At 65.3% G+C, this 19,238-nt stretch carries 20 protein-coding genes; 10 read left to right on the forward strand and 10 right to left on the reverse strand.

Going from position 1 to position 19,238, the window contains the following annotated elements; genetic code table 11:
• Positions 1–7: 7 nt before the first annotated feature.
• Positions 8–2,476, forward strand: coding sequence for a DUF5059 domain-containing protein (locus NDI54_RS04645; protein WP_310895309.1), 2,469 nt, complete (start codon positions 8–10; stop codon positions 2,474–2,476).
• A gap of 570 nt (positions 2,477–3,046) precedes the next feature.
• Complete coding sequence (locus NDI54_RS04650) at positions 3,047–3,886, forward strand: endonuclease III domain-containing protein (RefSeq protein WP_310895310.1); 840 nt, start codon at positions 3,047–3,049, stop codon at positions 3,884–3,886.
• Between the two features lie 258 nt (positions 3,887–4,144).
• Here NDI54_RS04650 and NDI54_RS04655 read toward each other — a convergent pair whose 3' ends face one another.
• On the reverse strand, positions 4,145–5,176 hold the full coding sequence (locus tag NDI54_RS04655; protein ID WP_310895311.1) for an aldo/keto reductase: 1,032 nt from the start codon (positions 5,174–5,176) through the stop codon (positions 4,145–4,147).
• A 63-nt stretch (positions 5,177–5,239) separates the two neighbouring features.
• Positions 5,240–5,659, reverse strand: a complete 420-nt coding sequence (locus NDI54_RS04660; RefSeq protein WP_310895312.1) for a disulfide bond formation protein B — start codon at positions 5,657–5,659, stop codon at positions 5,240–5,242.
• Positions 5,660–5,777: 118 nt separating this feature from the next.
• Between NDI54_RS04660 and NDI54_RS04665 the strand changes: the two genes are divergently transcribed.
• On the forward strand, positions 5,778–6,080 hold the full coding sequence (locus tag NDI54_RS04665) for a hypothetical protein (RefSeq protein ID WP_310895313.1): 303 nt from the start codon (positions 5,778–5,780) through the stop codon (positions 6,078–6,080).
• A 99-nt stretch (positions 6,081–6,179) separates the two neighbouring features.
• Here NDI54_RS04665 and hpt read toward each other — a convergent pair whose 3' ends face one another.
• Both hpt and NDI54_RS04675 read right to left on the reverse strand, forming a co-directional pair.
• The gene (gene hpt / locus NDI54_RS04670; protein ID WP_310895314.1) at positions 6,180–6,728 is read right to left on the reverse strand and encodes a hypoxanthine/guanine phosphoribosyltransferase; all 549 of its coding nucleotides are present in this window, start codon (positions 6,726–6,728) and stop codon (positions 6,180–6,182) included.
• A gap of 118 nt (positions 6,729–6,846) precedes the next feature.
• The gene (locus NDI54_RS04675; protein WP_310895315.1) at positions 6,847–7,818 is read right to left on the reverse strand and encodes an aldo/keto reductase; all 972 of its coding nucleotides are present in this window, start codon (positions 7,816–7,818) and stop codon (positions 6,847–6,849) included.
• Between the two features lie 143 nt (positions 7,819–7,961).
• Between NDI54_RS04675 and NDI54_RS04680 the strand changes: the two genes are divergently transcribed.
• Entirely contained in the window at positions 7,962–9,152 is a 1,191-nt protein-coding gene (locus NDI54_RS04680; RefSeq protein ID WP_310895316.1) for a GNAT family N-acetyltransferase, read from the forward strand.
• 7 nt (positions 9,153–9,159) lie between these two features.
• Here NDI54_RS04680 and NDI54_RS04685 read toward each other — a convergent pair whose 3' ends face one another.
• The 4 genes from NDI54_RS04685 to NDI54_RS04700 form a co-directional block, all read right to left on the reverse strand.
• Complete coding sequence (locus tag NDI54_RS04685; RefSeq protein WP_310895317.1) at positions 9,160–10,491, reverse strand: hemolysin family protein; 1,332 nt, start codon at positions 10,489–10,491, stop codon at positions 9,160–9,162.
• 450 nt (positions 10,492–10,941) lie between these two features.
• Positions 10,942–11,181, reverse strand: a complete 240-nt coding sequence (locus NDI54_RS04690) for a hypothetical protein (protein ID WP_310895318.1) — start codon at positions 11,179–11,181, stop codon at positions 10,942–10,944.
• 298 nt (positions 11,182–11,479) lie between these two features.
• The gene (locus tag NDI54_RS04695) at positions 11,480–11,950 is read right to left on the reverse strand and encodes a nucleic acid-binding protein (RefSeq protein WP_310895319.1); all 471 of its coding nucleotides are present in this window, start codon (positions 11,948–11,950) and stop codon (positions 11,480–11,482) included.
• Complete coding sequence (locus NDI54_RS04700; protein WP_310895320.1) at positions 11,947–12,198, reverse strand: hypothetical protein; 252 nt, start codon at positions 12,196–12,198, stop codon at positions 11,947–11,949. Before NDI54_RS04700 ends, NDI54_RS04695 begins: the two co-directional genes overlap by 4 nt.
• Positions 12,199–12,482: 284 nt before the next feature.
• Between NDI54_RS04700 and NDI54_RS04705 the strand changes: the two genes are divergently transcribed.
• The 3 genes from NDI54_RS04705 to NDI54_RS04715 all read left to right on the forward strand — a co-directional run bounded on the left by NDI54_RS04705 (position 12,483) and on the right by NDI54_RS04715 (position 14,371).
• Complete coding sequence (locus NDI54_RS04705) at positions 12,483–13,139, forward strand: DsbA family protein (RefSeq protein WP_310895321.1); 657 nt, start codon at positions 12,483–12,485, stop codon at positions 13,137–13,139.
• Positions 13,136–13,735: a hypothetical protein gene (locus tag NDI54_RS04710; protein WP_310895322.1), complete on the forward strand. Its 600-nt coding sequence runs from the start codon at positions 13,136–13,138 to the stop codon at positions 13,733–13,735. The genes NDI54_RS04705 and NDI54_RS04710 overlap by 4 nt, the downstream gene beginning before the upstream one ends.
• A 96-nt stretch (positions 13,736–13,831) precedes the next feature.
• Entirely contained in the window at positions 13,832–14,371 is a 540-nt protein-coding gene (locus tag NDI54_RS04715; protein ID WP_310895323.1) for a hypothetical protein, read from the forward strand.
• Positions 14,372–14,414: 43 nt separating this feature from the next.
• Here the strand turns inward: NDI54_RS04715 and NDI54_RS04720 are convergent, their stop codons facing one another.
• Together NDI54_RS04720 and NDI54_RS04725 are read right to left on the reverse strand one after the other, a co-directional pair.
• Positions 14,415–15,602: a redox-regulated ATPase YchF gene (locus NDI54_RS04720; protein WP_310895324.1), complete on the reverse strand. Its 1,188-nt coding sequence runs from the start codon at positions 15,600–15,602 to the stop codon at positions 14,415–14,417.
• Between the two features lie 101 nt (positions 15,603–15,703).
• Positions 15,704–16,201: a GNAT family N-acetyltransferase gene (locus NDI54_RS04725; RefSeq protein ID WP_310895325.1), complete on the reverse strand. Its 498-nt coding sequence runs from the start codon at positions 16,199–16,201 to the stop codon at positions 15,704–15,706.
• Positions 16,202–16,331: 130 nt separating this feature from the next.
• Here NDI54_RS04725 and trpC point away from each other — a divergent pair, with 130 nt between their 5' ends.
• Genes trpC through trpA form a run of 3 tightly spaced genes read left to right on the forward strand, consistent with a single transcriptional unit; the run spans position 16,332 to position 19,230 of the window.
• Positions 16,332–17,141: an indole-3-glycerol phosphate synthase gene (gene trpC, locus NDI54_RS04730; RefSeq protein WP_310895326.1), complete on the forward strand. Its 810-nt coding sequence runs from the start codon at positions 16,332–16,334 to the stop codon at positions 17,139–17,141.
• Entirely contained in the window at positions 17,138–18,400 is a 1,263-nt protein-coding gene (gene trpB / locus NDI54_RS04735) for a tryptophan synthase subunit beta (protein ID WP_310895327.1), read from the forward strand. The genes trpC and trpB overlap by 4 nt, the downstream gene beginning before the upstream one ends.
• Complete coding sequence (trpA, locus tag NDI54_RS04740) at positions 18,400–19,230, forward strand: tryptophan synthase subunit alpha (protein WP_310895328.1); 831 nt, start codon at positions 18,400–18,402, stop codon at positions 19,228–19,230. The genes trpB and trpA overlap by 1 nt, the downstream gene beginning before the upstream one ends.
• Positions 19,231–19,238: the final 8 nt, after the last annotated feature.

Raw genomic sequence — 19,238 nt, forward strand, 5'->3', positions numbered from 1 at the left:
AAACTGCATGCCACAGAGACGTGACTTGCTGAAGACGGTGGGGATCGCTGCGACCGGCCTCCTGGCCGGTTGTCCTGGGAAACAGTCTGCCGGCCCGAGTACGACCTCGGCGGAAACGGAGGCGGAGACGACACGGGCGGGAAGTACGGAGACCGAGACCGAGACCGAAAACGACGTTTCGGTCGGGCCGATGACCGCCGTCGCCACGGAGTGGAACGTCTACCGGGCGCGGCTGTTCGACGCCATCGCGCTGGGCCGGGCCGGCGCACCCGGCGCGGGGGCGACCGTCGCCCAGAACGTGTTCGCTCGCTTCGAGGGGGCCTCGGGCGAGTACGGAGCCCACGAACAGCTTGAATCCACGTCCAAGTCGGCATACGAGGGGTTCGAGGACGCGCTCGGGTCGGTGCAATCGTCGCTGTCCGAGGGGGACGTGTCGGAGGCGGCCTCCGCCGCGGACGAGGCGTCGGGGCACCTCCAGACGGCCCAGCAGGCCGCGACCGGACAACAGGCCACCAGAGTGTTGGACTTGCTCGTGCTGGGCAGTCGGGCGAGCAACGCCGCCATGGCCGCGACGCTGGGTTCCTTCGAGGGGGCCGCCGCCATCGCGGAGGAGACGACGGTCGCGTTCGAAGACGCGCTGGTGTACAGCATGATCGAGGATGCGGACGCGGACGCCTACGAGTCCTTTGAGAGCGCGCTCTCTGGCATCGGTTCCGCCGCGGGCAACGAGGACGCAAGCGGCGTCACGGAACAGGCCCGTGCCGCGCTCGATGCGGCCGTCACGGGCGCGTATGCGCTGCTCTCTCAGGAATCGGTCGCCGGTGCGGGGCACCTCTCGACGATGCAGGCCCGCGGCTGGGACGCGGCTGCGCTCGCCTCCGCCGGCGGTCCCGGGCAGGCCTACGCGCACACGGTCACGCTGAATAGCTACCGTGCCCGCGTCGCCGATGCGGACTGGCTCGCGGCCACCGACGCGGCCGACGCAGCGTCGACGGCCGTCGAGAACGTCTTCGCCCACTTCGAGGGGGCATCGGCTCACGACGCGCTGGAGGAGGCCGATGGCGAGGCCTACGAAACCTTTGAAGGTGGGTTGGAGGACCTCAGCAGCGCCATCGAGAACGGCAACGCGGACGGCATCGACAGTGCCGTCGAAACGGTCGATACGAACCTCGTCACGGGTGTCGAAGCGCTGGTCGGCGGCGCGGACGCGCGGGCGGCACTGGAGTCAGCGTTCTTCCGAGCGCGCATCGCGGACGCCCGCGAACTGTATCGCCTCGGCGACGCCGACAGCGCGGCGACTATCGTCTCGGACGTGTTTGCCCGCTTCGAAGCGAACGAACTCGGCTTCCACGAGACAATGGAAGACGAAAGCGGGGATCTCTATCAGCGCTTCGAGGAGGAGCACCTCACGTCGTTGCAGTCGGCCTACGAGAACGACGACAGCGAGGCCGTGGCGACCCACCACGACGGGGTCCAGCAGGCTCTGCTTGACTTCGAGGCGGCCTTGTCGACGGCCATCGCCAGTGGGGCCGAGGCCGACTACATGATCGGTCGGGCCTTCGACGCGGCCGGGCTCGCGGCGCTGTCGGAGACCGACCGCGCGGCGACCGTTATTCAGGACACCTTCGCTCACTTCGAGAGCGGCGCGGCGGGCTTCCACGAAGCGCTGGAAGAAGCTGACGCGGAAATATACGAGAGTTTCGAGTCGACGCTTACAGACATTCGAACCGCTGCCGAGGACGGTGGGGACGTTACCACTGCGGCGACGGCGTTCAACGACGAGGCCATCGCGGCGGCGTACGCCATCGCCGGGAGCGCCGGCGGCAACGGGGAGGCCGCGGCGGCTATCATCCAGGATGTCTTCGCTACGTTCGAGGAAGCGCGGGTCCACGAGATGCTGGAGGAGGCCGACCAGTCGGCCTACGAGAACTTCGAGGCCGCACTGAACGACTACTCGCAGGGGCTCACGGGCGGCGACGCGGACCCGACGGTGCTCGCGGACGCCACACGAACCGCGCAGTTCGCCGTCGTCGGCGCTGTCGACAGCGCCCCAAGCGTGTCCGGGGGTGACGGCGGCGGGGAATCCGAGGAGACCGAAACCTCGCTCTCCGGCGGCCCGAACGTCGTTGAGGGGGTTCCCGACGACGCCGATCACGTCGTCGACATGGAGGCAGTGGCGTTCGCGCCCGAGGAACTCACCGTCAGCGTCGGCGACACAGTCGCCTGGGAGCACGTCGGCGGCGAACCGCATTCGGTCACCGCTGTCGAGGACGAGATTCCGTCCGAGGCGACCTACTGGGCCTCCGGCGGATTTGAGAGCGAATCGGCCGCACGCGAGGGCTGGGAGAACGGCGAAGGGGCTGTGCAGTCCGGCCAGAGTTACGTTCACACGTTCGAGACGGCCGGCGAACACGGCTACGTCTGTATCCCACACGAAGCCGCGGGGATGGTCGGCACCGTCATCGTCGAAGAGTAGCGACTCGGCCGTATATTTTGGACCGCCTAAAAATCGATGCCTTTTTGTGTTTTAGGGCAGCCTAAACAATTGTATGCCGGACGACCAGGCCACACCGAGGCGGGACATCTGTCGCCGTAGCGAGTCGGGTGCCGCCGTCCCTGCCGTCCGCGCAAATTCCGTCCCAGAGGAGGTGAGAGTCAGGACGTGACCGGGTATTGACCTGTCGGTCTCGACCATCTTCAGCGGCGACGACCACCGTGGGCATAGCCCGTCGCCGCGCGCCACGAGTTTTATCGTGTCTGTCCCGTGGGCGTCTGCCCCAAGGACGCCCCATTTCAGGTCCTTCGCTGCGGACCACACTGGAACTATCGGTCCTCCCAGCCATCGGTATCTGGAGAGTGCGAGCACGCGGCCGCACATCGTTGCTATCGGTATTTTTGCGGTGGAATCCGACATGGGGAGCGACCACCGTTGTTCTTTCTCACCTATCGAACCGCGGACTACCACAGCGAGCGTGACGAAGCGGTGTCCCCGTCAGGCGAATAATTCGGGGCAGGCGTTTTGTTTCTACCAGCCCTGCCTCTCGATATGAGCGACGAGGAACCAGCGGAGAACATCAGCGGTGGGGACGCTGGCGGCGGCCAGTCGGCCACGTTCGACCCGGAGACGGCGGGGACGCGGGCCGAAGCCGTCGTGGACCGCCTCGGTGACCTGTACTGGACGAAGACCTACGGCGGCCGGGACGCCTTCGAGTGTCTCGTCCGGACCATCCTCAGCCAGAACACCTCCGACAAGGCAAGCCAGCCCGCCCACGACGAACTGATGGAGCGCTATGGGAGCGGCGGCAGAGATGCGGATAGCGAGGGAGCCGCCGACGACACCGACCTCGCCCGCGCGCTGGCCGACGCCGACCAGCCCGAACTCGCCGAGACCATCTCCTCGGCCGGCCTCTACAACCAGAAATCCGAGCGCATCATCGCCCTGGCCCAGCGTATCTGCGAGGAGTACGGCGGCGAGGACGGTTTCGACGAGTTCGTCCGGACCAGCGACCCCGAGGAGGTGCGGTCGACGCTGCTCGACATGAACGGCGTCGGCCCCAAGACCGCCGACTGCGTCCTGCTGTTCGCGGGCGGCCGCGGCGGTGTGTTCCCTGTCGATACACATGTTCACCGCATCGCCCGCCGGATGGGGCTGGCCCCGCCAGACGCCGACCACGAAACCGTCCGCGAGCATCTGGAGCGCGACGTACCCGCGGAGAAATGCGGGTTCGGCCATACGGCGATGATTCAGTTCGGCCGCGAGTACTGTAGCGCCCGCAAGCCGGCCTGTCTGGACGACCCCGACGCGTGCCCGCTGGCAGGTCACTGCGACCAGGTCGGCGTGTATCCCGCTTCCGGTGAAGTCGTCGACCCTGCTGAAGCGGAGTGAGGAGCCGGATTTTTGGTCTTTTCCGCAGTGTACCGAGTGGTCGCAACTGCAAAGAGCCAGAAAGCCCCCGCGCTATCGGGCTCCCGCGACTCGCTGCGCTCCTCGGTCGTTTTACTCCCTGCGGTGCTTGCGTCGTCGGGATTCGCCGATAGCACGGCCCCTTTCAGTCCCGCCCGTAGCCGGTTGGCCAGTCTGGGCTTTCTGGCCGTTAGAAGGTACGTTGTAAGAGAATCGGACTAACAGTACACTACCTACCGCTCAGTCACGGTGGCCCCAGCGCTCGCCGTCCTCGGCGTAGCGGGCGCTCACGATGCGGTTGAACTGGTCGTCGGACAGCGAGATGTCGGCCGCGCCGACGTTCTCGTCGAGCTGGTCGACGGTGCGGGCACCGACGATGGGAACGCAGGTGAAGTCCGGCTGTTCGATGAGCCAGCGGAGCGCGACCTGGGCGGGCGTGGCGTCGAGTTCGCCCGCGACGGTGCGGAGTTCGTCGAGGACGTGCCAGCCGCGCTCGGAGAGGTAGAAATCCTCGAAGCGGTCCGACAGCGATCCGCGGGAGCCCTCCGGTCCTTCGAAGGCCGTCGGGTCGTCGTCGTCCGTGCGCTCGTACTTGCCCGTGAGGAAGCCGCCGGCCAGCGGCGAGTACGGACAGACGGCCATGTCCTGATCGGCACACACATCGAGGTAGTCCTTCACGTCGTCGCGGTAGCCCGCGTGGAACAGCGGCTGGGTAACCTCGAAGCGCTCGTAGTCCTCGACATCGCTCTTCCAGAGGGCTTTGGTCAGCTGCCAGGCGGCCATCGTTGAGGCCCCGAGGTGGTGGACCTTGCCCGCGTGGACGAGGTCGTCAAGCGCCGACAGCGTCTCCTCGATATCGCTCTCCTCGTCCCAGCGGTGGATGTAGTAGAGGTCGAGATAGTCCGTGTCGAGGCGGTCGAGCGTGCCTTCGATTTGTGCGCGGATGTGCTTGCGGCCGAGGCCCGAATCGTTGGGGCCGGGCTCGCCGCGGCCGTCGAAGGGGAAGTACACCTTCGAGGCGATGACGAAGTCCTCGCGGTCGTAGTCGTCGAGCCACTCGCCGATGTATTCCTCGCTGGTTCCGTTGGGGTTGCCGTAGACGTTGGCGGTGTCGATGAAGTTGATGCCCCGCTCCCAGGCCGCATCGAGCAGGTCGTGGGCCTCCTCGCGGTCGGTCTCGACGACGCCGCCGGTCTCACGGCCGAAGCGCCAGGTGCCGAAACACAGCTGTGAAACTGTCGTCCCGGTCGAACCGAGTCTGGTGTATTCCATACCGGAGCCACATCGGGCTACCCGAAAAAGGGGTTTGGTCCCGGCGAAGGCTGTCCGGTACTCCTACGACCGCATCACGGACGCCGCGACGACCAGCCCGGTCACCAGCAGAAACGCCACCAGCGAGAGGTTCGGCACTGTCAGGCCCAGCACCCGGTACTGTATCTGTGCGCAACTGATCGCCCCGAGGCCACAGGTCGTCTGGCTCACCTGCAGCCAGGAGTGGTAGGCCGCGATGGCGCTCCCCGGTATCGCCAGCGGCAGCGCCGTCCGGACGACACCGGCGCGGTTCTCGACGGCGGCGACGCCGAGGACGACCACCAGCGGATACAGCAGGATTCGCTGATACCAGCAGAGCCGGCAGGGCGTCAGTCCGAGACCCAGCGAGAGATAGAGGCTGCCGGCCGTCGCAACGCTGGCGACGACAGTCGCCGCGGCCAACAGGAGCCGAGGTCGGTCGGAGACGAATCGGGAGTCGACCACAGCAAAACCGCCGACGGCCGGCCGAAAAAGCGTTCCGAGAACCGACCCATCTCACGGCTCCCCCTTGCACTGACTCGTCAGCACTCGCTTTTTCAGTGCCGCCGCCGACAGCCAGCGTATGCCCGATGATTCGGACCCCGAGGCGAACCTCGAACAGTGGAAGTCCGCGATGCAGGAAGAGCACGCCGAAGCCATTTCGAACCCGGACCCCGACGAGTCCCACCAGATTGAGGGCGTCGCGCAGGTCACGTATCGGGTGACATTCGACTACGACGCCGAGGACGACGCGCTCGAACGGGAAAGCGCCGAGGAGGTCGACGACCTGACCGACCCCGAACTGCTCTCCTGTGCGTGTGGCGTTCGCGGGATGACGCCCGAAGAAGCGCGGGAGCACATGGCCGCCGCCGTCGAGGCAGAATAAGCCGGCCCGAACTGCCGGCTCATACTGTTGGCTGTAACTATTTTAAGATATTCGCCACCCCAGGTGGAGAAATTCTTTACAGACTTACAGCCGACAGTATCAGTCGTGGATGGTCACGCTGTCGTGGTCGACCGAGATATCGAGCAGGCTTGTCACCTCGTAGTCGGTGTCATCCAGCGCCGAATCGCCCTGTTTCCGGAAGACGACGACGATGTCCGAGATGTTCGCGCCGATGCCGTCCAGCGCCTCACAGATGGAGGCCATTGTCCCGCCGGTCGAGAGCAGGTCGTCGACGATGAGTAAGTCGTCGCCGGCCTCGATATCGTTGATGAACATCTCGGATTCGGAGTAGCCGGTGGTCTTGTGCAGCGGGACCTCGTCGTTCAGGCCGTAGGAGCGCTTGCGGATGACCACGAGCGGGATGTCCGTCTGCAGCGAGAGCGCGGTCGCGATGTGGATGCCCATCGCCTCCGGCGCGACGATCTTGTCCACGTCGAGGTCGGCCGCCCGCGTCACGCCGACAACGACCTCGCGGAGGAGTTCCGGCTCCAGCATCGGCACGCCGTTACTGAGTGGGTGGACCAGATAGGCGTAGCCGTCCTTGTCGATGATCGGCGCTTCGTGTAGCGACTCGCGGAGCTTCTCCATGCCCCCGTTACCTGAAGGGAGCTAATAAACCGTTCGAGGCTGGGCTCCGGTGTGTGCGGTGAGGCACAGCGTCGTGATCCGGACCGCTTCGCGTGCACCGAACGGAGAACGTGACGGCCTATTCGTGGCCCGAAACCGGGACTGGCTCGTAGGGTTCTTCCAGGTACTCGATGTCCGACTCGCTGAGGTCGACTTCCAGGGCTTCGACGGCCGCTTCGAGGTGGTCGATGCTCGAAGTCCCGAGAATCGGTGTCGTCACCCACTCCTTGTGGAACTGCCAAGCGAGGGCGAGCTGGGCCATCGAGACGCCCTTTTGATCGGCGAGTTCCGCCACGCGCTCGTTGATTTCCCTGCCGCCGCCCGCCGCGTACGGCCGACCGATTTCGGCCTCGTGCTCCCCGCGCGTCGTCGCGTCGAACTCCTCGTGGGGCCGAGTCAGGAAGCCCGCACCGAGCGGGCTCCAGGGCATTACCGCGATGTCTTCCGTGTCACAGAGCGGGAGCATCTCGCGTTCTTCCTCCCGATAGACGAGGTTGTAGAGGTTCTGCATCGAGACGAAGCGGTCGAGGTTCAGCCGCTCGGACGTGTGCAGCGCCTCGGCGAACTGGTAGGCCCACATCGACGAGGCCCCGAGGTGGCGGACCTGGCCGCGCCGCACCGCGTCATCGAGTGTCCGGAGTGTTTGTTCGATGGGTGTGTCGTAGTCCCAGCGATGAATCTGGTAGAGGTCGACGGTGTCCATCCCGAGCCGGTCCAGCGAGTTCGATAGCTCCTGCTCGATGGCTTTCCGCGAGAGGCCACCGGAGTTGGGGTCGTCATCGCGCATCTGGCCGTACCCCTTCGTCGCGATGACGAACTCGTCGCGGTCGTACTCCGCGATGACCTCGCCGAGGATTTCCTCCGATTCGCCGTCGGAGTAGACGTTCGCCGTGTCGAAGAAGTTGATTCCCAGGTCGATAGCGCGCTCGATGACCGCGCGGCTCTCCGCGCGGTCGAGCGTCCACTCGTCGCCCTTCGTCCCGAAACTCATGCAGCCCAGACAGATGTCAGAGACGGTGATGCCGGTCGACCCGAACGTGGAGTACTCCATACCGGCTGGTCGGCCAGAGCGGTATAAAGTCCTGTGCCGGCCGCGTGGATTGTCGGCAGGTCGAGAGTTCCCGGTCCGCGTGGGGCCACGGTGTCGGGAGACGGATAGCTAGATTTCTGTAGCTGGCGGCCCGCTGAGATTGTATGTCCGAATTCCGCCCCGTCCCGGCGACTGACCGCGACGCCTGCCAGCGGATTCTCCAGTACGCGTTCGTTCCCGAACGGGGTCCTGTGACGCCGGACCCGGACGGCGACTGGCCGCCGTCGCTGTTCGATCAGCGCGGCCTCTACGACGACGGGACACTCCGGGCCGTCTGCAAACTGTACTCCCTCGATACGACCGTTCGCGGCGCGGCGACGACGGTCGGCGGTCTCGGCGCAGTGGCGACACCGCCCGAGTACCGCGGGCAGGGGTACGCCCGTGACCTCTGTCGGCACGCCGTACACGAGTCCCGTGAGTCCGGCGTCGGGCTCGTCGCTCTCTGGCCGTTCTCGACGCCGTTCTACCGCCGTCTGGGCTGGGGTACGGCGAACACCTATCGCCGCTTCGACCTGCCGCCGTCGGTGCTCCCGGAGCACGACACCGCCGGACGGATGGTCCGCCTCGACGCCGACGACTGGGAGCGGCTCCGCGGGGTCGAGGCGGACGCGGCCGCCGGGACGGCGCTCTCGCTCCGGCGCTCGGAAGCGTGGTGGCGCGAGCGGACGCTCGCCGACTGGGACGGGGACGGTCTCCCGTACTGCTACGGCTACGAACGCGACGGGGAACTCGAGGGCTACGTCGTCTACACCGTCGCGGACGACGCTGACCACACACTCTCGGTCACAAATTTCGCCGCCGCTGATGAGGAGGCCCGCCGTGCGCTGTTCGCCTTTCTCGGGCACCACGGCGCACAAATAGAGCGTATCACGCTCCAGTTGCCGCCCGACGCCGCTCTCCTTCACCGCGTCGACGACCCCAGTGCAGTCGACTGCACCGTCGAGGCCGGGCCGATGGTCCGTCTCACCGACGTGGGCCACCTCGAAGGCCTCGACTGGCCCGACGGCGACCTCACGTGTATCCTCTCGGTCAGCGATGCGCTGCTCGACCACAACGACGGGCTGTTCCGACTGGCAGTGAGCGGCGGCACAGCGACAGTCGAGCCGATTCCGGCCGCCGACTCGGCAGCCGACGCGGCTGTCGACATTGCGACGCTTTCCCAACTGACCGTCGGGACACACGGCGTCGATGCCGCCGAACGGCTGGCCGAACTGAAGATACGCGACGAATCGCTCCGAGGCCCGCTCGCGGACGTTTTCCGGCCTGAATCCGTCTATCTTGGCGAGTTCTTCTGACCGTCGGTCACTCAGTCGACGGTGAGTCGTCGCCCGCTCCCTCGCTGATTCGGATGGTCGTGATGCGAGTGCCGTCGACGCTCGTCACCTCGAACACGTAGCCGGCCGTTTCGACGCTGTCGCCGGCTTCGGGCGCGCGGTCGAGTCGGGCAAGCACCAGCCCGCTGACGGTCTCGAACGCGTCGCTGTCGAGGTCGACGCCCAGCGTGTCGGCGACTGTCGACAGCGGGACGCCGCCGTCGGCGTCGTAGCTCCCGTCGCTCCGTTTGTGTATCGAGTGTTCCCGCTCGTCAACGTCGAACTCGTCGCGCAGGTCGCCGACGACCGCCTCAACCACGTCCTCGACTGTTGCGATGCCCTCGAAGGACCCCCATTCGTCGATGACTGCGGCCATCTGCTGGTGGTCCTGCCTGAACTGCAACAGCAGGTCGTTGATAGCCGTGGTCTCTGGAACGATGAGGATTTCGCGGGCGATATCGCCCGCCGTCGCATCGTCGCCCTCCTCGCTTGCCCGCACTACGTCCTTGACATCGAGGAACCCGACGATCTGATCGCTGTCGTCGGCGTCGACCACCGGATAGCGCGTGTGTCCCTCGTCGAGGACGGTCGACCGGATATCTGACAGCGTGGCGTCGCCGGGAACGCTGATTACGTCGGGCCGCGGGACCATGACCTCACGGACGTTGGTGTCGTCGAGGTCGAACACGCGCTCGATCATCGCGACCTCTGCCGTGTCGATGTTCCCCTCCTCGCCGGAGCGTGCCAGCACCCGCCGAATCTCACGCTCGCCGAGCGTCTCGTCCGTCTCCGAGGCCGCCGGGACGCCCAGCAACTGGGTGAAGGCGTTGGCCGAGCCGTTGAACACGACGATACCCGGATAGAACAGGTAGTAGAAGGCCTTCATCGGCGGCGCGAGCAACAGCGAGATCCGTTCGGTCCGAGCGATTGCGAACGTCTTGGGTGCGAGTTCGCCGAAGACGACATGGAGGAACGTGATAATACTGAACCCGACCGCAAACGCGACGAGGTGGAGAAGGCTCTCGGGCAGGACCGGGGCCAGAACGGGTTCGAGCAGCGCCGCGACGGCGGGCTCACCGACCCACCCCAGTCCCAGCGACGCGAGGGTGATCCCGAGCTGGGTCACCGCGAGATAGTTGTCGAGGTCGGTCATCACCGCCTGGAGCGACCCTGAACCGGCCCGCCCCTCCTCAACCAGCTGATCGACCGACGTGCCGCGCACGCGGACGAAAGCGAACTCCGCAGCGACGAAGAAACCATTCAGTCCCACGAGCAACAGCGCCACGACGAGCTGTGCCGCCGAAAGCGCGACGTTTACCATCGCGACTCTGTGACGGCGGCATCAGTCGTTCTCGATGTGTGCATACCGATGCATCTCGGTCGACCCACTAAAATGCTGGAATAGACGTGCCCGAGCGACCGTCAGTCATTGTCTGTGAAGTGAGCTGCCAGCGAGCAGGGCCTGCCTGACCAGTTCCGAGGAGAATGCCGGTGAGAAAGTGAGTACCGTCCCCAAGAACAACGCGCCGAAGCTGCGGAGAGAACCAGTCCCCGGCTCGGCTGACGGATCTCTTTGGGGGCGTTCTCAAGCTCGCGTTCGAGGCTGTTGCTGTAGGAACGCGATGCACCGGAGGGGTCGTCGGTACTGTCACTCATGCTGTGGTCACGGGCGAGGGGTCGCCGACTCGCTCGCTGTCACCTGCTCCCGGTCGCTGATTAAAACGTTCGTCCCCCGGCTCCATCGGGGCCACCTGCCGAATCCCAGCCGGTATCAGACGTTGAGTCGAACGGTCGCGTCGGTGATGTCCGAGACGTACCGGTCCCGCAAGTGGTGGACCTGCTGGTTCACCGTGCCGTCCCACTGCAACTCCGAGAGTGTCTCTGGATCGGCGTCCGGGCCGACTTCGACGTGCAGGTCGCCGTTCCGGATGTCGTTCACAGTTCCGACCTCGACGCCGTTCTGGTCGACCACTCGCTTTCCGACGTGTTTGTCAGTGAATTGAGCAACCATGCGTAGAGACATGATCCGAGGACGTGAATGTGTTTGGGATGCACATGCAGGCACAAGGGCCCGCGAGCCGCCGTGGGCGTTTGAACTGAGGTGGACTATTCGATGGCTCTGCGGTATGGTTGCTCGGCCTGTTCTTCCACCTACCGCTGCGAATCCGATAGAGGTCGATGTCCACTGTGGCCACGACCGGGGAGCCTCAGCGCCCCGTTTAGCGTCGAAAATTCGGCCTCGGCACTCACGACTCACAATCTATTCATAGTGAATGTGTTTACAGCGTCTATAGAGTCCGCTCATCCCGTTACTGTTCGTCCAGCATCTGGATGCCGCGCTCCACAACCGCCTCGGTCACGAAGAGACTCGTCTCACGCTGGAGTGCTCGCATACGGGATGCCGCTTCGTCTCTGTCGAGCAATCCCCGGCCGTACCCAAGCGCGATGACGCCGATAGAACCGTGTACTTCGACATCCGCGTCGGATGCCGTCTCTCGGGCGGCGAGGTCGTCGGTTAGAAGAACGACTTCCCGCTCTTTTGCGACCGCAATCGCGGCGCGTTCTCCGGCGTCCAGTTCCTCAGTTCCGACTCGGCTTTCGTCGGCTTCGACGAGTTCGTACGAGAGGTCGGCCACCCCGTCCGGAACACCACCGGCGTCGACCTCCTCGTAAACCGTTTCCGGGACGAGTAGTGTGTCAAACGTCGAGAGCGGTTCGAGAGACCCGATTTCGGCGAGGTGAATGAGCGGTCCCGCGTCCGAGACAGCCGCAAGCGTCACGCGTTCAGGCCCCAGTCGACATCGTCCTCGACGACCGTACGTTCTTGCTCCGCGCGCTCGACTTTCGTCCGCCCGACGTGCTCGATGGCTTCCTCGCGGTCGAGTTCCCCGTTGAGATACTGCGCGAGAATGAGATCCTCCCACAGGTCTTCGAGACCGCGTTCGAGTGCCCGCTCGAACACCTCGGACTCGGGGAGGCCACGGGCTTCAGCGATTTCTCGAACCCGGTCGGAGATTTCGGCAGCCATACCGTGTGATTATTCGGCAACGATCATAAATCCGTGTCTGTCTGATCGGCGACGCCGTGGATAGACCGTGTCCATCCGCAGACTCTCACAAAGACGCATCTCCTGTCGAAAGGTAGTGGCCTCGGCACTCATAGGGCTCGTCACCACTGGGGAGTCACCCCGGTTCAGCCCTGTGGTCGTCGTCATCGGCCGGCAGATGCTACCGCCGCCGGCGACAAGACGGTTACTCATCGGGGCCACAGAGTAGAACAAACGCTAAACCCACGCGGGTTGACCAGGCGTATATGAACAGGCGACGCTTTCTGACGCTCTCCGGGGTGGGTGTCGTCGGCGCAGTTGCGGGCTGCAGTGGCGATACGGACAGCAGCGAGTCCGTCGACACCCACCCGGCGGCCGCGGATCTCGAAGCCCAGCCTCGCCGCGGCGAACTGGGTGGCCACGTCATTCTGGCGTTCGAAGATCCCTCCTGTCCGACCTGTCGCCGCTTCCACGAGAACACGGTTCCGGATATCCGTGAGAATATCGTGGACACGGGCAAAGGCGCGTATGTCGTCCGGACCTACCCCGTCATCTATCCCTGGGGCGAGCCGGCGACGCAGGCGCTGGAGTCGACCTTTGCCCGCGACAGCGCGGCGTTCTGGGCGCTGTTCGAGCACTACTTCGCCGAGCAGCCGTCGTTCGACCCGGACAACGTCTTGGAGCGGACGGCGACGTTTCTCACCGAGGAAACCGACCTCGACGGCGAGGCGGTCGCAAGTGACGCCCGGAACAGGGTACATGACGACGCCGTCCAGGCGGATATTCAGGCGGCCGAAAACGCCGGATTAGGCGAGACGACGCCGATAATTCTGCTGTTCGACGACGGCGAGTTCGTGACGAAAGTCAACGGGAGCGTTAGCTACGACCTCATCGCCGAGGCGCTGGGAGAGCGCGACCGATGAGCATCCGACGGGGACTCCGACTGCCGACGACGCGCGGGGACTGGCGGCTCATGGGTCGGACGGTCTGGCTCGTGCTCACGCTGCCCGTCTACGCAGCCGTTGCCGCAGTCGCCGCCATCGTCTCGCTGACGCTGTTCGTCGTCTCGCTGAACGTCCCGCTGGTGCTGGACCTCGTGATCGGCGGGTCACTGCCGCTTGCCAGCCGACTGCACGTTCTCGCCGAGCTGTACCCGTTCATCGGCACGTCGTTCAACCCCGCACAGGGACTCCTGCTCGTCGTCGTCGCCGTCCTCACCGGCGTGGACATCGGTCTGGTGACCTACCACTTCCGCAAGCACGGTCTCGACCTCCAGCAAGGCGGCGCGGGCGTGGCGGGCGTCATCCTGGGCACGCTCGGCGCGGGCTGTGCGGCCTGCGGGTCGGCGGTCCTGCTGGGGCTGCTATCGCTGCTCGGGGTTTCGACCTCGCTGCTCTTTCTTCCGCTCGATGGCCTGGAGTTCGCGCTGTTTGCGCTCGTGGTGTTGACCCTCTCTATCTACTGGCTCGCCGAGGGGATGCGTGGCGGTGAGATCAACGGGTGTCCGGTCGATATATAGGTGGTCGCCGCACCCGGTCTGGATCCATCGGGCTCCACTCGTTCCAGCGGGAGAAAACGTATAGTGTCGTCAGACAAACACCCGTGCTGAGAAGGCATGTCCGAGACGGAGTCCCAGGTGACGGCTTCGACGGAGTCCCCCGCCGAATACGAGCACCTCCACCGGAAGCGGAAGGAAACGGCCGGCACGGTCGAACTGGCCGAGGTCGTCGACGTGTGGGTCGGCGAGCACGAACTCGTCTGTCGGTTCCAGTTCGACTGGGCGACAGAGCCGATCCAGCGGCGCTACGACCTGGACAGCGACCGCGAGATCGCCACGGTCGAGCGGCTCTGTGAAGCGAACGGCTTGCAGTTCGAACAGGCCAGTCATTTAGCGGGGTCGCTGGTCGAACTCGAATACACCGGCTCGCAGTGGCTGCCGCGGCCGGAAGCCGCCTACACCGACGGCGAAGGGTCGGCGGTCGAGACGTTCCGCGCGGAATTACGGCTGCTGGTGCGTGAACTCGCCCAGTCGCCCGCGTTCCTCCGGCGAGGCATCGAGCGCGTCCGGGCGCTGTCGACGACACAACTGATTATCGGCGTCATCCTCGTCAAGAAAGTCGCCATCATTGCGCTGCTTGCTCACCTGCTTCTGTAGCCCGGCTGTCGCTGGGTACGGAAACAGTACCGACGGCGACCGCTCAGTTCGTCGTCGTGATCTCGACCACGTCGCGGTGGTCGAGTTCGGTATCAGCGCCGATCTGCCGCTCGGTGCGCACGTCGTGGGCGTGCAGAAAGCCCTCGCCGATGTCGGTGTGCAGGAAGTACGCGAAGTCCTCGGCGGTCGACCCGTCGGGCAGGACGAAACAGTCCTGCAGGAAGGTGCCATCCTCCTGAGGCTTGCGCGCGCCGGGGAAGACGGCGATGGCCTCCAGTTCCTCGAACAGCGCGGTTTCCAGCGCGTGCTGGACGCCGGTGCCGCCGAACTCCGTAACAAAGTCCCGGATCTGCTCCAGCCCCGCGGCCTTCTCCTCGGGCAGGTCCGCCGTCACGGTGAAGTCCTCGTCGCCGGGTCGGTAGTCCAGCACGCCCTGCTCGTTGCCGTTTTTCAGCGCCTTCTCCGCGTGGGCCGAAACCGGCACGAAAGTCAGGTGCTCGTACGCCGGGTCCTCGGTGACGGTCTCCCAGTTTTCTTGGGCTTCCGGGGTGTCCATCTTGTTCGCCGCGATGAGCATCGGCTTCGTTCGGATGCGGATCTCGCGGGCCAGGGCCTGCCGGTCCTCGTCGTCCCAGGTGTCGGGGTCCAGTTCCAGATCCAGCGCGAGCACGACCTGCTTGATCTCGTCGGCGTTGATCTTGAACGCCGACATCTGCTCGGCGAGGTCGTCCTCGATAGCCTTGTCCTCGCCGTGGTAGCCCGAGCGGTAGCGCTCGATGCCCTTCTCGAGGATGTCGAGGTACCACATGTCCAGTTCGTCTTCGAGGAAGTCGATGTCCTCTCGCGGGTCGTGGTCCTCAGTGGGTTCGCCCTCAAGGTCCGTCTCGCCGGTGAAATCGACGACGTGGACGAGCACGTCGGCCTCGTTAAGGTCCGTCAGGAACTGGTTCCCCAGCCCTTTCCCCTCGTGTGCGCCGGGGACGAGGCCGGCTACATCGACGAGTTTCGTCGGAACGAACCGGACCCCCTCCGTGCAGTAGCCGTGGTTGGGCGTGCAGGTGTGGTCGAACTCCGGGGCCGCACAGTCGACGCGGACGTACGCCTCGCCCATCGAGGGATCGATTGTCGTGAACGGATACGCGCCCTCGGGCACGTCGTTCATCGTCGCCGCATTGAAGAAGGTGGACTTGCCGACAGAGGGTTTGCCGACGAGCCCGATCTTGTAGCTCATTGCGCAGATGAAGCAGTTTCAGCTGCTTAAACGCTGTTACACGAGCTACGAGAGCGTGTGAGTCACACACGTACTATTGCCGATCAGATAAAAGCCAGCGTTCACAACCGCCGTTCGTACACGTTGACGGGGTGTTCCTGCCCGCCGACCTGAGTCGTCCGCTTGCCGACCTTCTCGAAGTGCTGCCGATAGAACCCGTTGCCGATCTCGTTTTCGGCCAGCACTTCGTCGCGGATTTTCCGCACCGAAAGTTCGTGCAGGTGCTGTTCACCACGGTGCAGTAGCTCCGTCCCGATCCCTTCGCCCCAGTAGTCCGGATGGACGTACAGGTCGAGATCGCCGAAACCGGTCGCGTCCGTCATCCCACAGCTCATGTATGCCACCACGTCGTCGTCGGCTGTCGAGACGAACAGGCCGACCTCTTCGAGTTCGATCATCTGCTCCAGCACCGGTGGAGCGTACCCTTCTCTGAGATGCTCGTTTACGACCTCTTTGCCGAGGATGTCGTCGTACACCGCGTGCCACGCAGCCCTGGCCACTCGGCGGATATCCGCGATATCCATCGATTCGGCCGGACGGATTGTTGTCTGGAACGACATGTGTGAGCATGTAACGCGAACCATCATAGAACTGTGGCCTGTTTGACAGCGCGAGCGCTCCGGTACGTCCTGCTGTTCTCTCAGTAAGAGGGTAACTCTTATGTACACTTCTGTACGTTAGTGTTCAGTAATGGACGACAGTGAGGAGATAGCCCCAGCAGTTCAGTCGATTCTCGACGCCGCCCGGGAGCGCGGTGGCGGCGGTGACCGGATCTCGGTGACGCCCCGGTCGCTGCCCGACGCCTTTGACGCGACGGCGGCTGACGGGCGGACGCCAGTCATCGCCGAAATCAAACCGACGAGCCCGACCGCGGACGGCGAGCGGACCGACGACCCGGTCGACCTCGCCCGGCAGATGGTCGCGGGCGGCGCGGCGGCGCTGTCCGTGCTGACGGAGCCGGAGCACTTCGGCGGGTCGGCGGCGACGCTCGAACGGGTCCGTGACGCCGTTGACGTTCCGGTACTCCGGAAGGATTTCATCCTTCACGAAGAGCAACTCGATGTCGTCGAAGCGGATGTCGTCCTGCTTATCGTCCGCTTTCTCGAAGCGGACGGGACCGACGACTTGGCGGATCTGCTCGCTGCTGCCTGCGAGCGGGGCTTCCAGGTGCTCGTGGAGACCCACACGGCGGCGGAGGTCGAGAAAGCACTGGATGCCGGCGCTGACATCATCGGCGTCAACAACCGCGACCTCGCAGAGCTGGAGGTCGATCTGGGCACGTTCGAGTCCGTCGCGCCCGACGTGCCTGAGAGCGTCACGCTCATTGCGGAAAGCGGCATACAGACGGAGGAAGACGTGACGCGGATGCGACGGGCCGGCGCGGACGCCTTGCTGGTCGGGTCGGCCATCATGGACCACGGCGAGACGACGGACGTGACGGCGAACACGCGGCGGCTGACACAAACGGAAACCGATGCGGCGACGACTACAGACACATGAGTACTGACGACGCACACGACCCCAAGTTCGGCGAGTACGGTGGACAGTACGTGCCCGAGGCGCTGATGCCAGCTATCGAGGAGCTGACCGACGCCTACCAGCGGTACGTACTCGAAAACGAGGACGGCTTCATGGACGAATTCCGGGAGCGGCTGGCCGACTTCGGCGGCCGGCCGACCCCGCTGCAGTACGCCGACCAGCTCTCGGCCCGGTACGACACGGACGTGTACCTCAAGCGCGAGGATCTGCTGCACGGCGGCGCGCACAAGCTCAACAACGCGCTGGGCCAGGTGCTGCTGGCGAAGTACATGGGCAAGGAGCGCATCATCGCCGAGACCGGCGCGGGTCAGCACGGCACGGCGACGGCGATGGCGGCGGCCCATCTCGACATGCCCTGTGAGATTTACATGGGCGAGACCGACATCGCGCGCCAGCGCCCCAACGTGTTCCGGATGCGCATCAACGGCTCCGAGGTCAACCCGGTGACGGTCGGCCGCGGCACGCTGAAAGAAGCCATCTCCGAGACGATGCGGGACTGGGCGACCACCGTCGAGAACACCCACTACGTCATCGGGAGCGTCGTCGGCCCGCACCCGTTCCCGAAGATGGTGCGGGACTTCCAGGCGGTCATCTCCGAGGAGGCCCGCGAGCAGGCCATCGAGAAGACCGGCGGGCTGCCCGATTCCGTGCTGGCGTGTGCCGGCGGCGGGTCGAACACGATGGGCACGTTCGCCCACTTTGTCGATGACGCCGAGGTCGACCTCTACGCAGTCGAGGCCGGCGGCTCCTCGCTGCAGGTCGACGAAGACGAAGGGGTCGCGCCCAACTCCGCGACCCTCTCGACCGGCGACGAGGGGGTCCTGCACGGCGCACGCACGAAGCTCCTGCAGGACTCGGACGGCCAGATCATGGAATCCCACTCCGTCTCCGCGGGGCTGGACTACGCCGGCGTCGGCCCGGAACTGGCCCACCTGGTCGACGAGGACCGCGTCATCCCGGTCAACGTCGACGACGACGACGCCCTGGAGGCGTTCCACCGGCTCTCCCAGGACGAGGGTATCATCCCGGCCCTGGAGACTGCCCATGCCTTCGGCTACCTGGAGGAACATCACGATGAGGTCGGTGACACCGTCATCGTCAACGTCTCCGGCCGCGGCGACAAGGACCTCGAAACGGTCATTGAGGAGACCAGCAAACGGGACCTCGACATCGCGCCCGATATGTCCATCTTCGAGCGGGTCGGCGGGGGTGGCCTCTGATGGGGCTCGAACGCGCTTTCGCCGACGAGCCCGCCTTCGTCCCGTACCTCGCGGCCGGCGACCCGAACTACGATGCGTCCCTGGCGTACGTCGAGGCGCTGGCCCGCGGCGGCGCGGATGTCATCGAACTCGGCCTGCCGTTCTCCGAGCCCATCGCGGAGGGCAAGACCATCCAGAACGCCATCGTCCGCTCGCTTGAGGCCGGGATGACGCCCGACCGCTTCTTCGAGTTCGTCGAGGACCTCGACGTGGACGTGCCGCTGGTGTGTATGACCTACTACAACCTCATCTATCAGTATGGTGAGGGCGAGGGTCCGCGACCGTTCGTCGAGAAGGCCGCCGCGGTCGGCATCGAGGGCCTCGTCGTCCCCGACCTGCCCGCCGAAGAAGCCGGGCCGCTCCGCCGGGCCTGCGACGAGTTCGGGCTCGATCTGGTGTTCATCGTCGCGCCGACGACGAAGGGTGACCGCCTGGAGCGGATGCTCGAACAGGTGTCGGGCTACGTCTACGTCCAGGCGCGCCTGGGCGTCACCGGCGCGCGCGAGGACGTGGACGACGCGACCGAGGAATCGCTGGCCCGACTGTCCGACTGGGACGTGCCCAAGGCTGTCGGGTTCGGTATCAAGACAGGCGACCACGCCGAGCGCATCGTCAGCGCCGGTGCTGACGGGATTATCGTCGGCTCCGCGCTGGTCGATATCGTCGCCGAGGGCCACGAGAACGGCGACTCCGTCGGCGAAGTAGCTGACCGACTCGAAGCGAAGGCTCGTGAACTCAAAGACGGCGCGCTTCGGGGGGCGTCAGAACGACCGCAACCGGAACGCACATAATCGTACTT

The sequence above is a fragment of the Haloarcula terrestris genome, from assembly GCF_031624315.1.
Classification (GTDB): Archaea; Halobacteriota; Halobacteria; order Halobacteriales; family Haloarculaceae; genus Haloarcula; species Haloarcula terrestris.

Excerpts from the sequence above, each read along its gene's own strand:
- NDI54_RS04645 (WP_310895309.1), top strand. The coding sequence starts at position 8 with ATGCCACAGAGACGTGACTTGCTGAAGACGGTGGGGATCGCTGCGACC.
- NDI54_RS04650 (WP_310895310.1), top strand. The coding sequence starts at position 3,047 with ATGAGCGACGAGGAACCAGCGGAGAACATCAGCGGTGGGGACGCTGGC.
- NDI54_RS04655 (WP_310895311.1), bottom strand. The coding sequence starts at position 5,176 with ATGGAATACACCAGACTCGGTTCGACCGGGACGACAGTTTCACAGCTG.
- NDI54_RS04665 (WP_310895313.1), top strand. The coding sequence starts at position 5,778 with ATGCCCGATGATTCGGACCCCGAGGCGAACCTCGAACAGTGGAAGTCC.
- hpt (WP_310895314.1), bottom strand. The coding sequence starts at position 6,728 with ATGGAGAAGCTCCGCGAGTCGCTACACGAAGCGCCGATCATCGACAAG.
- NDI54_RS04675 (WP_310895315.1), bottom strand. The coding sequence starts at position 7,818 with ATGGAGTACTCCACGTTCGGGTCGACCGGCATCACCGTCTCTGACATC.
- NDI54_RS04680 (WP_310895316.1), top strand. The coding sequence starts at position 7,962 with ATGTCCGAATTCCGCCCCGTCCCGGCGACTGACCGCGACGCCTGCCAG.
- NDI54_RS04685 (WP_310895317.1), bottom strand. The coding sequence starts at position 10,491 with ATGGTAAACGTCGCGCTTTCGGCGGCACAGCTCGTCGTGGCGCTGTTG.
- NDI54_RS04690 (WP_310895318.1), bottom strand. The coding sequence starts at position 11,181 with ATGGTTGCTCAATTCACTGACAAACACGTCGGAAAGCGAGTGGTCGAC.
- NDI54_RS04700 (WP_310895320.1), bottom strand. The coding sequence starts at position 12,198 with ATGGCTGCCGAAATCTCCGACCGGGTTCGAGAAATCGCTGAAGCCCGT.
- NDI54_RS04705 (WP_310895321.1), top strand. The coding sequence starts at position 12,483 with ATGAACAGGCGACGCTTTCTGACGCTCTCCGGGGTGGGTGTCGTCGGC.
- NDI54_RS04710 (WP_310895322.1), top strand. The coding sequence starts at position 13,136 with ATGAGCATCCGACGGGGACTCCGACTGCCGACGACGCGCGGGGACTGG.
- NDI54_RS04715 (WP_310895323.1), top strand. The coding sequence starts at position 13,832 with ATGTCCGAGACGGAGTCCCAGGTGACGGCTTCGACGGAGTCCCCCGCC.
- NDI54_RS04720 (WP_310895324.1), bottom strand. The coding sequence starts at position 15,602 with ATGAGCTACAAGATCGGGCTCGTCGGCAAACCCTCTGTCGGCAAGTCC.
- NDI54_RS04725 (WP_310895325.1), bottom strand. The coding sequence starts at position 16,201 with ATGTCGTTCCAGACAACAATCCGTCCGGCCGAATCGATGGATATCGCG.
- trpC (WP_310895326.1), top strand. The coding sequence starts at position 16,332 with ATGGACGACAGTGAGGAGATAGCCCCAGCAGTTCAGTCGATTCTCGAC.
- trpB (WP_310895327.1), top strand. The coding sequence starts at position 17,138 with ATGAGTACTGACGACGCACACGACCCCAAGTTCGGCGAGTACGGTGGA.
- trpA (WP_310895328.1), top strand. The coding sequence starts at position 18,400 with ATGGGGCTCGAACGCGCTTTCGCCGACGAGCCCGCCTTCGTCCCGTAC.